At 59.0% G+C, this 14,407-nt stretch carries 13 protein-coding genes; 4 read left to right on the top strand and 9 right to left on the bottom strand.

What is annotated here, in order from left to right; genetic code table 11:
• Positions 1-753 precede the first annotated feature (753 nt).
• Both ACW9KT_RS20525 and ACW9KT_RS20520 read right to left on the bottom strand, forming a co-directional pair.
• The gene (locus tag ACW9KT_RS20525) at positions 754-1,689 is read right to left on the bottom strand and encodes a gliding motility-associated C-terminal domain-containing protein (protein WP_457083912.1); all 936 of its coding nucleotides are present in this window, start codon (positions 1,687-1,689) and stop codon (positions 754-756) included.
• On the bottom strand, positions 1,683-3,527 hold the full coding sequence (locus ACW9KT_RS20520; protein ID WP_457083910.1) for an FG-GAP-like repeat-containing protein: 1,845 nt from the start codon (positions 3,525-3,527) through the stop codon (positions 1,683-1,685). Before ACW9KT_RS20520 ends, ACW9KT_RS20525 begins: the two co-directional genes overlap by 7 nt.
• A gap of 426 nt (positions 3,528-3,953) precedes the next feature.
• Here ACW9KT_RS20520 and ACW9KT_RS20515 point away from each other — a divergent pair, with 426 nt between their 5' ends.
• Positions 3,954-4,538, top strand: a complete 585-nt coding sequence (locus ACW9KT_RS20515; protein ID WP_457083908.1) for a recombinase family protein — start codon at positions 3,954-3,956, stop codon at positions 4,536-4,538.
• A 4-nt stretch (positions 4,539-4,542) separates the two neighbouring features.
• Here ACW9KT_RS20515 and ACW9KT_RS20510 read toward each other — a convergent pair whose 3' ends face one another.
• The 4 genes from ACW9KT_RS20510 to ACW9KT_RS20495 all read right to left on the bottom strand — a co-directional run bounded on the left by ACW9KT_RS20510 (position 4,543) and on the right by ACW9KT_RS20495 (position 8,384).
• Positions 4,543-5,208 carry a DUF2306 domain-containing protein gene (locus ACW9KT_RS20510; RefSeq protein WP_457083906.1) on the bottom strand — a complete coding sequence of 222 codons (666 nt, stop codon included), beginning with the start codon at positions 5,206-5,208 and terminating at the stop codon, positions 4,543-4,545.
• 324 nt (positions 5,209-5,532) lie between these two features.
• A complete protein-coding gene (locus ACW9KT_RS20505; protein WP_457083904.1) occupies positions 5,533-6,069 on the bottom strand; it encodes a DinB family protein in 537 nt (178 codons plus the stop codon).
• A gap of 258 nt (positions 6,070-6,327) precedes the next feature.
• On the bottom strand, positions 6,328-7,032 hold the full coding sequence (locus tag ACW9KT_RS20500; RefSeq protein ID WP_457083902.1) for a hypothetical protein: 705 nt from the start codon (positions 7,030-7,032) through the stop codon (positions 6,328-6,330).
• A 278-nt stretch (positions 7,033-7,310) separates the two neighbouring features.
• Positions 7,311-8,384, bottom strand: coding sequence for a PDDEXK nuclease domain-containing protein (locus tag ACW9KT_RS20495; RefSeq protein ID WP_457083900.1), 1,074 nt, complete (start codon positions 8,382-8,384; stop codon positions 7,311-7,313).
• A 268-nt stretch (positions 8,385-8,652) separates the two neighbouring features.
• Between ACW9KT_RS20495 and ACW9KT_RS20490 the strand changes: the two genes are divergently transcribed.
• Positions 8,653-9,735 carry a sensor histidine kinase gene (locus ACW9KT_RS20490; protein WP_457083898.1) on the top strand — a complete coding sequence of 361 codons (1,083 nt, stop codon included), beginning with the start codon at positions 8,653-8,655 and terminating at the stop codon, positions 9,733-9,735.
• 364 nt (positions 9,736-10,099) lie between these two features.
• On the opposite strand, the gene ACW9KT_RS20485 is transcribed toward ACW9KT_RS20490, so the two are convergent.
• Entirely contained in the window at positions 10,100-10,324 is a 225-nt protein-coding gene (locus ACW9KT_RS20485; RefSeq protein ID WP_457083896.1) for a hypothetical protein, read from the bottom strand.
• A gap of 264 nt (positions 10,325-10,588) precedes the next feature.
• On the opposite strand from ACW9KT_RS20485, the gene ACW9KT_RS20480 reads away from it, so the two are divergent.
• A complete protein-coding gene (locus ACW9KT_RS20480) occupies positions 10,589-11,575 on the top strand; it encodes an SGNH/GDSL hydrolase family protein (protein WP_457083894.1) in 987 nt (328 codons plus the stop codon).
• Positions 11,576-11,809: 234 nt separating this feature from the next.
• On the opposite strand, the gene ACW9KT_RS20475 is transcribed toward ACW9KT_RS20480, so the two are convergent.
• Complete coding sequence (locus ACW9KT_RS20475; RefSeq protein ID WP_457083892.1) at positions 11,810-12,349, bottom strand: hypothetical protein; 540 nt, start codon at positions 12,347-12,349, stop codon at positions 11,810-11,812.
• 588 nt (positions 12,350-12,937) lie between these two features.
• A complete protein-coding gene (locus ACW9KT_RS20470) occupies positions 12,938-13,423 on the bottom strand; it encodes a YybH family protein (RefSeq protein ID WP_457083890.1) in 486 nt (161 codons plus the stop codon).
• A gap of 559 nt (positions 13,424-13,982) precedes the next feature.
• Between ACW9KT_RS20470 and ACW9KT_RS20465 the strand changes: the two genes are divergently transcribed.
• Positions 13,983-14,138: a hypothetical protein gene (locus tag ACW9KT_RS20465; protein WP_457083888.1), complete on the top strand. Its 156-nt coding sequence runs from the start codon at positions 13,983-13,985 to the stop codon at positions 14,136-14,138.
• Positions 14,139-14,407: the final 269 nt, after the last annotated feature.

Here is a 14,407-nt window from a genome sequence, read left to right as displayed (position 1 = left end):
TAAGCGAAGGCGTGGAACAGAAATAGCGGCAATCAATTGGTCCTTGATTAGCTGCCGCAGGTGCTGGGCGGAAGGTTGTCCAACCATTCCCGGTGCTAGACGAGGAAGCCGCAAAAGTAATACAATGACCCATTCGGGTAACTCGATGAGGAATGGAGTAGCTTCCTATTCTTAGCTTCCGCGCTAGAGGACCCCGTCGTAGAGCCCGAATATGTACTTGGCGATAGCCCGGTGCTGGCCTCGCCGGAGCAAGCAGAAAAGCTATCGTTTGATAAGTAATACGTGGATGGTCGCCGTTAGGGCAGTGTCTTGGCGCGTACTTGAGGATGCCCCCTAGACTAGAAAGTGGCTGTGGAAGGTCTCGAAATGGGGTGCCATACCGCTGGGCTTATTGACCTGCGCTACCTGCAGTACTATGGGTCAGATGCTACTGCTGTTTCGCTATGTAAAAATATACCCATGTAGGTACATTATTTTGGCAACTACCCTTTTTAACTCAACTATAATGTCATATTAATATGACTTTAATAAGGCCGGGCTTGCTTTACAGCGCGGCGGGGACGCCCGTGTAGCAGCATCCTCAACCCTCCTTCATGAAAAAATAGTCATTCCCACGGAGCTCCTACCCAGTAGTCGGTACTGCCCCGGTGGGGCTGGGTTTTATCACCCGAAATGCCAGACCTGGACATGCCTCCCACCAAGTAGCCGCCGTCCCGGCTGCGCGCGCCTGCGTAGTGGGCAAAAGGCTTTAGGTTAATAGGCCAGCGTGACGTGGCCCTTGAACTGGCGCTGGTTGGAATAGTCGATCACGTAGTAATACACCCCGGCCGGCAGGCCCTGCCCGTCCCAGCGAAAGCGGCGATCGGGAGAGGTGAACACTTGCTTGCCCCAGCGGTTAAATACCGTAATGGAAGTAAAGCGCTGGGCGCAGTAGTCGGGGGGCAGGGAGAGCAGCTCAAACGCGTCGTTCTTGCCGTCCTGATTGGGGGTGAAGATGGTGGGGGGCAAAAAGGTCACCGCTTCCGGGTTGACGACGACAAACTGCACCGTGCGTTGTTGTAGCACGGGCCGGCAGGAGGCCTCCTGCAGGGTAAAGGTCACGGCCACCGGACCGGGAAAGGGGGCCGCACAGCTCGCCTCCCAGCGAAACAAACCAATCGTGCGGCCTGCTTCCTGCCGCGTGGTAAAGGCCATACCGGCCGCGGCTAAGTCGAAGCCCACGCCCGTGGCCGTAAGCGTAAGCGTGAGCGGGTCGCGGTCGGGGTCCACGCCCTCGACGGTCGTTTCAAACGTGTTGCCGGGAATCAGTTGCACGAGCGGGGCCGAACCCGCAACAAACAACGCTGAGGACCAGGACGGCGGCGCATTACGATCCTCCACCTGAATAGGAATCACCACGGTGGTCGTGGCCGCCGGCCCACAGGGCGCGTCGGTGGCCGTGAAGAGAAACTCGTATAGGTTCTGACCCGCCGCCGGGCAGGGCACGCGCCAGCTAAAGCGAGCCGGACCAGCAGTGCCCGACGGGCTAGCAAGGAGCTGGGCGCCCACAGCGGCCGCGTCAAAGCCGCGGCCGGCCAGCGTCAGGCGCACCGGATCGTTTTCTGGATCGGTGGCCTGCACGTCAAAGGTGAGCAGCTGGCCGGGTGTTGCCCGCAGGGGTTGGCCCGGCCCGGCGGTGGTCGTCAGCACGGGTGGGCCATTGCTCCGGTCCAGGCGAAGGGGATGACCAGGCGCGTGGTTTGCTCCCGCCCGTACCCGGTGGAGGCGAGCGTGAACTCAAAGGTGTACTGGTCCGGGCCAGCGGGCCGGCAGGGGACGGTCCAGGTAAAGGAGCCCCGGATCAGGCGCGTGGTATGCAGGGTGGGCATGCTGGCCCCGACCTCCTCCACGGAGAAGCCCTGGCCCCGCAATGTCAGGGTCATCGGATCATTGTCCGGGTCATGGCCCGTCAGGGTAAAAAGAACTAGCTGCCCAGGACGCACTACCAGGGGCTGCTCGGCCGTGCTCACCAGTACCGGGGCGGCATTCGCCCCCGGGTCGCCGGAGCTGCAGGGCGGGGCTTGGTTCAGGCCAATGCGCAACTGGGCGCGCGTATCAACGGCGCAGGTCAGGAAATCCATGTCCTCATCCCCATCCAGGTCGCCCACTGCCAGCCCGTAGGTGAGTTTGCCCAGCGCCACGTCGGAGCCCCCCCCGAACCGGCCGGCCGTGTTCAGGCGCACGCTCACACTGCCCCCCATCATATTGCCACTCAGCAGGTCCAGGTCCCCGTCACTATCCACGTCCGTAAGGCGGAGCTGCTGGGGGTAGTTGCCCACGGCGACCGATGCACCAAGGGCCGCGAACTGGCCCTGCCCGTTGTTGAGTCGGGTTTCTACGGTATTGGTCCCGGCGCAGCCTACGACCAGATCCAGGTCGCCATCCCCGTCCACGTCGGCCAGCGCCAGGCTAGCGGGAGCGTTCCCCATCAAGAAAGAGGAGGGGCGCCCAAAGGTGCCGTTTCCCTGGTTCAGGCACGTATAGACTTGGCCAGTGGTGAAGCCCGTTGTCAACAGGTCCATATCGCCGTCGCTATCCACGTCCCCGAGCGTGAGGGCGCCGGTGCCCCCGGCGACGGCGACTTCCGACCCCCCAGCAAAGGTGCCGTTTCCTTGATTCAGGCGGATGCTAGCCACGGTCTGGCCGGCCGTATTGGTGTGGACGATCAGATCCTGATCCCCATCGGCGTCCACGTCACCGAGGAGCAAGTAAAAGGCCGTGACTTGGACCGGAATTTCCGTGCCGCCGCTGAAATTGCCCCGCCCATCATTCAAGCGCAGGCTCACGGCTTGACCGGGGCTGCAGGCGGCCAGCAAATCCAGGTCGCCATCCCCGTCCACGTCGGCCAGCGCGACGGCGAACGGAGCCCCGCCCGTGCCCACGCTTACGGTCGCGCTACTGGGAAACGCGCCTTGGCCGTCATTGCGGTACACGGCGACCACGCGGGATACGGGGCCAAAGTTCGATCCCTGGGGCACGACCAAATCCAGGTCGCCATCGCCGTCTACATCGCCTAATGCTTGACTGGACGACGTAAACTCCTGCCCAATATCCGTCCCGGCCGTAAAGAGGCCCCGTCCCGGTCCGCGCACGGCGGCCGTAAACTGCAGCACCTGGGCCGCGACGGACAGCCCCGTCGGGTCCTGCACAGCGGCGGGCACGGTCACGCTGGCCGGCTCGCCGGGCAACAGGCGGCCGGAGAAGGCCAGCGTGACCGTGCTGCCCGTGACGGTGGGGCTAAGGGGGCGGCGCCCCTGCCCTTGCGAACCGGTCAAGGTAATGGCCCCAACCGTTCGGGGGTCAACGGGGGAGGAAAAAGTCAGCGATAAGGGACCCGCTGGGGCAACGGCGGGGGCATTGCGCAGGGCCGTGGACGGCAGCAAGACGGGAGCTTGGGCGACCGCTGGCAGGCGCAGCGCCAGGCAGAGAAAGAGCAGCCCCAGCTGCAGGACGAGCCGTAGCCCGGACGAAAGTTGGCGATGGGCCATCAACGAATAATCATAGTAGTTACCTGACTCGGAAAGCTACCCAGAAAACCCCAGACCTCGTACCAGTTGGGGTAATCGCCCAACCATTTTCAGGTCTCCCTAACCTTAATGGGCATCGCGCTGACTTCTTCCTTCCCGACCGGCTGGGCTACAAACCTTCCGCCTGCCAGCTAACGACCTCTTCGTTGCTTCGGGCCTTAGCCAGCCATGATAAACTGGCCAGAATTTGGACAGCCAAAGGTCCAGCAGCTTCGTCTTAGTAATGGAGGGTATAGTGAGCCAAAAACCACCGTTTTCCTGGACCCAAATAACGCTTGGGCAGGGTTTATAGAAATGGCTACTAAGGCCGATAAAAAGTCTCGAATTGTTGTCTCAATAATCAATGCGTCAGTATCTTAGGGTTTGCTGACCTTTTGAGACTGAGCCATGATCTGGGGCTACGCGCGGGTGTCCACCCAGCAGCAACAGTTGCACCTACAGCTTGATGCCCTGCGGGCGTATGGCTGCCAGGAGGTCGTGAAGGAAAAGGCCTCCGCGCTGAAAGAACGGCCGGCCCTGCGCGAGTTGCTGGATCAGGTCCAGCCCGGCGATACGGTCGTGGTCTGGAAGCTCGACCGGCTCGGTCGCTCCCTGAAACATTTAGTGGAGTTGGTGCTCGGCTTTCACGAGACGCAGATCCAGTTCGTCAGCCTGCAGGATCACCTGGACACGACCACCGCGCAGGGACGTTTGGTGTTTAACCTGTTTGCCTCCCTGGCCGAGTTTGAGCGCGACCTGATCCGCGAGCGCACCCAAGCGGGGCTGGCCGCCGCTCGGGCGCGAGGCCGGCAGGGGGCAAGGCCCCCGGGCCTAAGCAAGCAAGCGCAAAGCAAAGCCGAAGCCGTGAAGACGCTTTACCTGCAGAAAGACAAAACAGCCGAGGAGATTGGGCAACTGCTGGGCCTAGGCCGCTCCACTGTCTACCGGTACTTGACCCTGCTGGGCGTGTCGACGGGCTCTGCCTCTGCTTAGAATCTCATCCGTCTGAAACCACTTTGGATAGAACAACGGGTCGCGGGGGCCTTTCTTTCACCAAACCGGACGCCTGTATTTTTCTAGCTTCTAAGATGACCTCCGTAAGTAATAAAGGGACCGACCAACAAGCCCATGCCATAATACCACTCATCACGGCATGGTCGAAGGAAACGAAACCACTCAGGGTAACAGCAAATAGACGGTACGTAGTAAACCCACAGGTCACCACGTAGCTTTTAATCATCCACTCCTGATGCTGCCCGAAGTTTCGGTTTTTAATCGCCCACAAGGCCATGCCCGACGTCAGCAGCCAGGCCGCCGCCAGCCCTAGCATACCGGTTCCGAATATTAGGTTGTGCTGCACCTGGATATTGTGCTTGATAGCCAGAACGATAGCGGCTAGGGCCGCTACCAGAATAGAAAAAAGATAAATTCTCCCGGCCCATTGGTGGAGGGATAAGTATCTTTTTCGAATAGAAGCAAAGAACTGCAGGGGCCCGATCAGCAGGGCAACCATGGCGAAGATGATATGAAGTAGGAGCAAGGGCCCGAAGGCCTTCTGCAATGAAGCGTAGGTAAAATATTTTAGGGGAAAAGTGTAGATATAAAAAAGGTTAAGGCCAATTAGGATCACCCACACCCAGACGTAAAACGATTGTTTTTTCATGCCCTGTATTCTTCAAGAACCGAATTAAGATATCCATCACGTTACTTTGCTTTGCGCTAGGGCAGGCGGCAGCGACGGCAGCGGGTAGCGCAACCCTGGCTACTTGCCTGCATGCTAGTCAGTATCGCACTAGGTGGGGCCATAGGAGTCGAACGCCAACAGCCGCTGGGAATAGTTTATTTCTTCGTTGGTGTACTTACAGCTAAGAACAGGGCTTTCAACAAGGGCTTTCGGTTTCGGCGATCAGTTGTCGCTATAGCCCCGCTGTTGCGTTCTACTTTGGAGGAAGACATTCCAAAAGGGGATATAAGTGGTGATGCCTGGTTATTGAAACTCCACATATTTAGGCGGAGTAATTCCCTTTAGCCGCAGATACACCAGCATTTGCGCCCGATGGTGCGTCACATGGTCACTCATGAGCAGCAAGAACTGACGACGGGTACGGGTAAGCTTAAAATACGTGCCTTGCTGCTCTAGGCGCTGCGGATCAAAATTCTTCACTAATTCGGCCGCCCGCGCAAACTCGCTATTAAGGAGGGCAATCATTTCCTTTTTTGACCGCCCCTGCGCCTGAAAATCATCCCAACGGGGTGTAAACTCCTGGCCGTCCGCTTTGGCGAACGCATGCCAGTCGATGATGACGGCAATGTGTAGGAGCTGCTGCTCAAAGGACATCTCCTCGGCCGTGGGCTTAAAGCGATAGTCACTTTCGGGCATCGCTTCCGCCACGGCTACCACATACTCCCGGGAAGTTTCCCAGCGCTCCAGAAAATCAGTCAGAAAGCTGTTTCGCTGGGCCAGCACCTGCTGGCTAATTAGGCTTAGGACTAACGTAAACCAGAGAATGCGATTCCGTATCATAGCCGGAGAAGTATAAACAAGGACTCATGTGTATAAGCCTACACAGTTACTAAATTTATGCAATTATTTATTCAATACATACAATATTAGGAGCAGCGTCCCTATATTAATATGACTGGGGTACCGGTTGCTAATGGTAGCATTTGAGGAGGCTTTATATAAAACTCACCACTGTGAGTCCCACATCCACTTGCTAACTAGGCTCAAGGCATTTCCACCTCTAGAAAAGCCAAGGGGCGGAAGACAGAGAGGTAGGTATTACTCCACTTCTTGCACTATCCATCGGTCCTGCTGCTTGCAGACGAGCGCAACCTTTCCTTCAATATATTGATGATAGTCTAAATCATACAGGAAGAAGCCTGAGTCGCGGGCGGCATTGAAGCATACCCGCGAGAGTTGGAGCCCAAGTTGAGTACCCGTACTGCCCTTTGGGTCCGCGTACTGCCGGTAGGGTTCATAGCGCCAGTAAAGGGTATATTTCCAGACGGAAGGAGGGGGTAAAGGCTTATACGGCCGATCCGCTAAGGTCGCAAATACGGGAGCTTGGGCGAGGGCCTTTAGCCCCTTTTCTCGGGCGGGATGAGCCGTATCGGATAAAATGCCTCCATTTTCCGCGAAATGCGCAGGCAAATCGCGCAACAGGGGGGATAAATTCAGAATGAAGGAGTCGTCGAGGTGGAGGTCCGGGTGCGAGGCGAGGTACGCCTCATAGTACGCCCACTTCTCTGCTGGTTTAGTCAGTGAAGCCGGTGGGAGTGGTATCCATGGGGAACCATCTTCCAAGCGAAGCGAGCCTAAATCGGCCAAATAGGACTGCCCTAACAACGGGTGCAGAACCTGCGCTAAGACCTTATCTTCCTCCGCGTTGTACGCTGGGGAGGGCCCGACTGCCTTCTTCTCCTTAGGTGTCTCGGCAACGCCTTCGCTTCTACTCCGGCAAGCCGTTACCCCTAGAAGCAGCAAGGATGTAACCGTTAATACAAGCAAACGAGACAGCAGACGTATATATTAGGGCGGAGCAGCTGGTTCATCCTCGTAACGTGTCATAAATAGAAAGGCAACTGTCCCTTGTCTTAAGTCATGCTTCAACTACACCGATTTGTCGGTCAGGCTGCCAGGAAGATAGTTCGTACGGGTTGGCTTACACATCCGTACTGCCACTGAAACGGGAGTTGCTGTTAGCGACTGCGCTGAGCGCCAAGCAAGCACTGAGTTTGCCGATTTCCTAAGGGGCTAGAATGTCATTGGGGGAGAACGTCGTTCTCCTCGGCTGGCGGGTTGGGTGGTGCGGCACTAGTGCGTAGGGTCTGCTCTAAGGCTTGGATGCTGGGAAGGGATGCTTGCAGGCCTTCGGGCAGGGCTTCCGTCAATCCGTATTCGGCAATGCCGATGGGTTTGTGCATATCGCGTAACGCATACTCGGCGACCACCTGATTGCGGCTTTTGCACAAGAGTAACCCAATCGTAGGCCCATCCTGGGGATGCCGCCGCTGCTCATCCACAGCCGCCAGGTAAAAGTTCAGTTTGCCCGCATACTCGGGCTTAAACTCCGTGATTTTCAGCTCGACAACGACGTAGGCACGTAGTTGTAAGTGATAGAAGAGCAGATCTAAGAAGTAATCCTGACCCCCAACTACTAATGGCACCTGCTGGCCGACATAGGCGAAGCCACTCCCCAATTCGAGTAAGAACGTAGTAATGTGCTCAAGCAGCCCCCGTTGCAAGTCCCGCTCCTTGAAGTCAGCAGTAAGGGTGAGAAAGTCGAATAGATAGGGGTCCTTGAGCGTCTGCTGAGCTAACTCAGAATCCGCCGCCGGCATTGTGCGCGCAAAGTTGGTCACGGCTTGTCCTTGACGCCGATGGTAGCCGTTTTCAATCTGATGCACTAGCACGTCCCGTGACCAGCCGTGGCGGGCTGTCGCCTCGATATAGAGCAGGCGGGTCGGCTCGTCTTTCACTTTCTCCAACAAAGTCAAGTGATGATACCAGGGGATTTGTGCAAGCGTCGCTTGCACAAAGGCTTCGTTGGGATAGGCTTGAGCAAAGCGGCGCATGTACTTGAGATTGCGGGCCGATAGCCCCTGCATCGTTGAGAACTCGCGCCGGAGTTCGGTAGCCAAGTGGTCAATGACTTTTGCTCCCCACCCTTGCTCGGCCTGCTGCGCCAGAATTAACTGGCCGATGCGCCAGTACAGCACGAGTAGCTCGCTCGTAGCAGCCCGCGCCGCACGGGTCTGGGCCGTGCGAATCTCCTGTTTCACGTGGGCCAACAGGGCGGTAAAGGCCGGTAAGTCAGTAGCAGAAGAAAGGGGCATATACCAGCAAGGAAAGGATTTAGCGGAGACGGCCCCACTCAAGCCGAGCCGCTACGAAGCTACCATACCCATCTCTAGGAATCTAGCGCGCCGCTGATACAACTGATTATGTAAAGCAGCGACGCGTCTTCAACGGGCTGCTTCCACGTTTCTGGACGACGACCAGTCCTCGTATGGTAGCTACAACCTGCTAAAGGAGGAGTTTATCTCGCTGGAAGAAATCCCGGCCGGCCCCACCATCGACCTCATTGAAGACTCGAAGCGGGCCGTGGAGGACGAGATTGTGGCGTATCGGGTACTCAGCTACTCCTTTGCGCAAGACGGACAGAATTACTTGCTGGAAGTAGGTCGCAGTACGGGCAGCATTGGCGAGACGGAGCGCAACTTCCGTCAGTATGCTTTCTATATTCTGCTGCTGGCCATTGGCTTGACCACCTTGGCCGACCTGGCTTTTTTCCGCTACTTACTGAAGCCCTTGAGCACCATTATTAGCCGGCGCCTGCGCAACGTGCGTCACCCGGCCTCCTTCAACTTAGATCCTATCGCTACAAGTACCGACGACTTCCGGCACCTTGACGAAAGCTTGCTCACGATGATGCGCACCCTGCAGGAATCCTTTACCAAGGAGCGCAAGTTTATTGCCGATGCCTCCCACGAGTTGCTCACGCCCCTGGCCGCCCTGCAGTACCGCTTTGATAACATGCTCGTCGACGATACGCTGTCGGAGGAAAACCTGCTGCGCGTAGTGGAGTCGCAGCGCACCGTGCACCGCCTGCGCACCATCATCAAGTCGCTGTTGATGATTTCCAAAATTGAGAATGACCAGTTCGCCCGCACCGATAAGGTGTCGCTGCAGGAGCTGACAGCCGAGGTAGCCGAGGAGCTCTACGAGCGACTGGAAGTCTACGACCTGACCCTAACCTGCGTGGTGCAGCCGGACTTTGTAGTGCAGCAGGGCAACCGCGGGCTGCTGTTCACGCTGGTGTTCAACCTGGTCAGCAACGCGGTAAAATACAACCGCGCAGGCGGGCAAATTCACCTGTTGGGCCGACCAGCTCCGGCCGGCAGGGGCTACCTTCTGGAAGTGCGCGACACGGGCCAGGGCATCGCCAAAGAGCAGCTGCCGCGGCTGTTTCACCCGTTTGATAAAGGAGCCAGCGCCAACCAGGATAGCTACGGGTTGGGCTTATCCATCGTGAAGACGATTGCCGAGCTGCACAGCATTCAGCTGGAGGTGAACTCCATTGAGGGCTTAGGGTCATCCTTTCAACTCCTTTTCCCGAGCCTAGCTGCCCCGGCTCAAGATCAGCCACTAGTTACTAGCGCTGCGAAGGCTCCAGTTGAATCATAGCCAACCGGGGGGCATTTTCGGGGCGAAGGGCGCGGCGTGCGAGGGTAGCTAATTGCTGGCAAGCCCTGACCTACAACCCGTGGTGAATCCTCACGCTCGTCAACGGCGGCAACACCTGGATCTCCAAGTGCAGGCGTTCGAACATAAGTGCTGCCAACGAAAGCGCAGCACTAGGCCCAAGAAATGCCCTTACGGTGCGCTGTTCCGAGCATTGGCCACAAAACGGCGGCCTTGCTGCTCTTATTTGCCAGAGGCTTTACGCAGATCGACGATTACCGGTAGCTGATAGCCAACGCGAGTCTCTGCCCGCAGGAGTACAGTTCGGGAACAAGTGTGCGGGGCAAAACCCGCCGCTAGGGCAAGGTCAACGGTGGGCTCTTTTACCGGCAGCGCGGCGGCGCGCGGCTCGGTTCTCCTGCGGGGGCTCCGATGCTGCCGCCGCCCGCCCCGAACGGCCGCGCGGCCGGCGCCCGGGGCTCCGGGTAGATGGAGGGCCGGGGCCCAGCTGCCAGTTAATGAGCAGGATGGCGGCCAGAATGCCCAGCAGACCCAGCAACCCGGCTTGATGAAGACTAATCCACGTACGCATAGGCTGCTGGCTACCCCCTCCTGGCTTCTAGGCTACTTACCGTTTAAACTCCCCCACATCGCGCGCGCAATACCACTGGGGCGTTTCCTGCGTGGTAAACGCAACAATGTCGCCAATTTCTTGGCCGCCGCGCCCGGCGGCCAGCCTAACCGGCTGGTTTTCCTTCCTCTTGGCCCTAGGAGCCTACCGTGGGTTAGCGGCAAAATAGAACTATGTTTAGGCCCCCGCGCTGGTGCGGGCGCTGCTCCTGCTTCTGCCTTTCCTATGCCTTATTCCCCCCTGCGTACGATTCTCCGCGCCCCCACTCCCTGGGTCGTGGGTCTGCTGCTCACGCACAGCAGCGTCCTGGCCCCCTGCAGCTACGGGCAAGTGAAAATTATGCCCCTGGGCGACTCCATCACCCAGGGCAGCGCCCGCTACAATAGCTACCGCCGGCCCCTGTGGCTCCAGCTGCAGCAGGCCCAGTACGACGTGAACTTCGTGGGCGGGCGCACGCAGAACGAGGGCGGCCCACCCCCCAATCCCGACTTTGACTTAGACCACCAGGGACACTGGGGCTGGACGACCGCGATGCTGCTGGCGGAAACGCGGCAGTGGGCCCGCGAGCACCAGCCCGACATTGTGCTGCTGCACGCGGGCACGAATGACTGCTTCAGCGAAAAGCCGGTGGCGGAGATCCGCGACAACCTGGGCCACTTGATTGACGAGCTACGGGCGGGAAATCCGCAGGTGAAAGTGCTGCTGGCCCAGCTCATCCCCACGGCCCCGCCCTACGAGCAGCTTAACGCCAAGATTACGGCCCTGAACGCCCTGCTGCCCGCCCTGGCCCAGGCGAAGACGAGCGCCCCGTCCCCCGTAGTCCTGGTGGACCACAACACGGGCTTCAGCCGGCAGGCAAACGAGGACTTCTACGACGGAGCCCACCCCAATGCCCGGGGGGAAGATAAGCTGGCCGCCCGCTGGTACCAGGCCCTGCAGGCACCCGAACTGCTGGGCGCGCGGCTGCCGCTGAGCAATACCCCTGGCGTTGCCCCCCGTACGCTGGTGGTAAGCCCCATCCCGGCCCAGGAGAGGCTGACGGTGCAGGGGGTAGGGCGACATACGCCGGTGCTGATGTGGGATATGCACGGGCGGCTCGTGCACCAGCAGCTGGCACCGGGGGCGTCCTTTGTCGTCGATGTCTCCGCCCTGGCGGGGGGCCTGTACCAGGTGCAAGCGGGGGGGCAGCGGGCCCGCTTTCTCAAGCAGTAAGGGGAGCACCTCCGCAGCCCGATAAGGTCGAAAAAGGGGTAGTTAGTACGCCGAATCCGGGGCCCACCGGGCACGAATAAACAGGTGCTGCCGGGCTGTTAGTAGTATAATCCGCATTATGTTAAAGGACGGAAGGAAGATGGATATCCCCTCAATGAACATAGGGCAAGAAATGAATTATGCAAAAACACGTGTCTGATAGACTATTGAGTAGTTTATCTTTAGCCCAGCAGGTTACTGAAGTTTTGGAGGGGGTGGTGGCGGTGCCAATTGAAGGAAAGGATAGGAAGACGAAGAGGAAGAAATAGGGACTTGCCTGTCAATGTGGGTCACTTTCTGGTCTTGCACATCAAGGCGCCAGCACCGAAAAGCGGGGGACCATATCTTGCCCCTATTTGCCGCTTCGGTTTCGCGGATGATATGATGGTGCGTGGTGTCCCCTCCGGAGGCGACGGCTTCTAAGCCGGTAAAGACAAAGATGATTTTTTGGTCCACCTGCCAGGTGGTCAGGGGCAAGGCCTTGACATCGCCATTCGAGTTGTACATGTCCAGCAGGTAAATCGACAAGTCACCCGCCAGCGAATCTTGCCGCAGGTAGGCCGCGTGGAATTTGGGATACTGGTTGAGCGTATCGGCAGCCAGAAACTGTTGCAGGACGTGGTAGACTTCTTTCGACGGAGTGAGGGGGCTTGAGGTGGGTGGGCGTTCACGCTGGCACGCTCCAAGGCCCAAGCCAACCACGAGGGAAACCAAGTGGAATAGACGGGTACGCATGCTTCTTGGCATTAGGCTTGCTTTTTGACCTACCACTAAAAGTAGGCAAAAGGCAGACAAGGCTTGTATGTCAGGCTGTCCGATTTCGCGGAATGTTTTCTTACCATAACAAGGGTTATAGCCGACTTAAATTTGTCCTACTAATCCGCGTTCACCGGCGTAGGCTTCTGCCAAGAGGTGTCCGGAAAGATCGGTGACTGTTGCAAAAGTCTCGACCGGGAATCGGCTGGGTCGCCTCAGTACCGAAGGAAGATGTAAACCGGCGGGAGAATTTTGCCTCGATAGCGGTTGGTGGGGCTCGACTACCCTGTTGTCAACTTTCGGCCAGCGTTTTGCAACCACTACTCCGGTTATGTTTCTCCTTTCTGTTAGCTCATCGGGACTTGTTAAACGTTTAGTGTAATACCTACTGCTGGAGAGTTCAGAACATTGGGGGTAGAAGAATTGTACGAGCAGCGCGCCGCGGAACTCTTGCTCACCGCGGAATCGTAGCGGCGCCGATGCTCCAACTGAATTATTGCGTTTAAGAGATTCGGACCCGTTCGCGGGCCGAAGCAGCCAGTCGCTGCCCGCTCGGACGGGGCGTGGTCAATGCCCGGGGGCGTGCTTGTTGCGAGCGTCCGAAATCAGGTGCGCGACCACCTGCCAGGTGCCGCCGCGTTTGCGGAACACGCGCAAGTGGCTGGTGTGCCGGTCGGGCAGCACGGTGCCGTCGGGCAGCTGCTGCCCGGCCCGGACCACGGCCGTATGCACCAGGACCGTGGCCGGCCCCGCGGGTTGGAAGCGGTGGGCGTGCGTGTCGCTGGTGCCCGCCATGACGAAGGGCAAGGCAAACACCTCCCGCAGCAGGGTTTCGATGGCCCGGCGGCCGGTTCGCTGGTCCCCAAAGGCGTTGGTGAAGCGCGCGTCCGGGGCGTAGGCCTGCGCCGCCAGCACCGGGTCTTTGGTGGCCCAGGCGCGGTCCCAGTCGGCGAGCTGGGCCAGCAGTTGCAGGCTGTCGGGGGCCGGCAGGGCTTGCGAGCGCGCCGGGCGGCTCAGGCCGAGCAAGGCGAGCAACAGGAACACGTAGCGCATGGCAGTCGACGGAAGCAACGACCAGGACCCTTCGGCGGCGAAGGGTCCGTCGTGGGCGAATGGCCCGGAAAGATAACCGGATTTTACCTCTGCCACAAGGTCTCATGCGGCTCGCCCCCCCAACGAGCGGGGCGGTTGCTGAAGTCCTGGAACGGACGGTCAGCCCCGGTGTCAGGGGGCGTCCACTGCCGGGCTAGGGCTCGGGAGCCGCTTGTGTTAGCCGGCCCCCGTCCGGGTGCTCGGCCTGGCATTTTCGCCTAGCCCGTCGATGAACGCCAAAACGATGCTTTGGGCCTTCCTTGCCCTGCTGGGGTGGTCGTGTAATCCGCCCGCCCCTAAACCAGGGGCGGGTGCCCGCGCCGGCGGCCCTTCCGCCCCCGCTGCGCCCGTCACTCGCCCGCGTAGTCGCGGCCCTAATGGCTGATGGCCGAGTCACGGGGCAGTATATAGGCGAAGCTGCCGAACTACCGGCCTAATGGACCGGGTACGAACGCTTGCAGCAGCAGGCTACCGACGCCGAACTCGTCGCCTTGACTCACCATACTAGTGGGGTCGTGCGGTGCGACGCCTTTCGGGCCCCGCCCGGCGCGCTACCGGCACAGGCTTTCCCCTCTTGCTGGCGCATCTACACGACACGGCGCAGGTGGAAACCCTCTCCGGCTGCCTTGATGGGCAGCGTGGCCGCCTGCTGTTTGCCCGCTGCCAAAGAAATTAATCGTTCCTTACTAATAGGTGTGATAGCAAACCCAAGACTACACCCATATTTACACCTAAAAATAAAAATACTTTTTACGGCGGTGAAGATGAGGGAGCGGTTTGTTGCGGAGCGCTAAGGGCCAGTTGGGCAGCGCAGGGTACGTTCGTTGAGGTGGGAGTAGCTGTGAAGCCGCCGGCCAATCCAATGCCCTTGCTTTCCCGGCCTCCCGGGCAAAACAAGCGTATTGCATGCCGCGGCGAGGAGTAACCAAGTCAAGGTGGTAAGAG

It is taken from the genome of Hymenobacter sp. HD11105 (genome assembly GCF_054051685.1).
The sequence above is the reverse complement of the archived record's forward strand: the minus strand, read 5'-3'. Positions and strand labels throughout refer to the sequence as shown.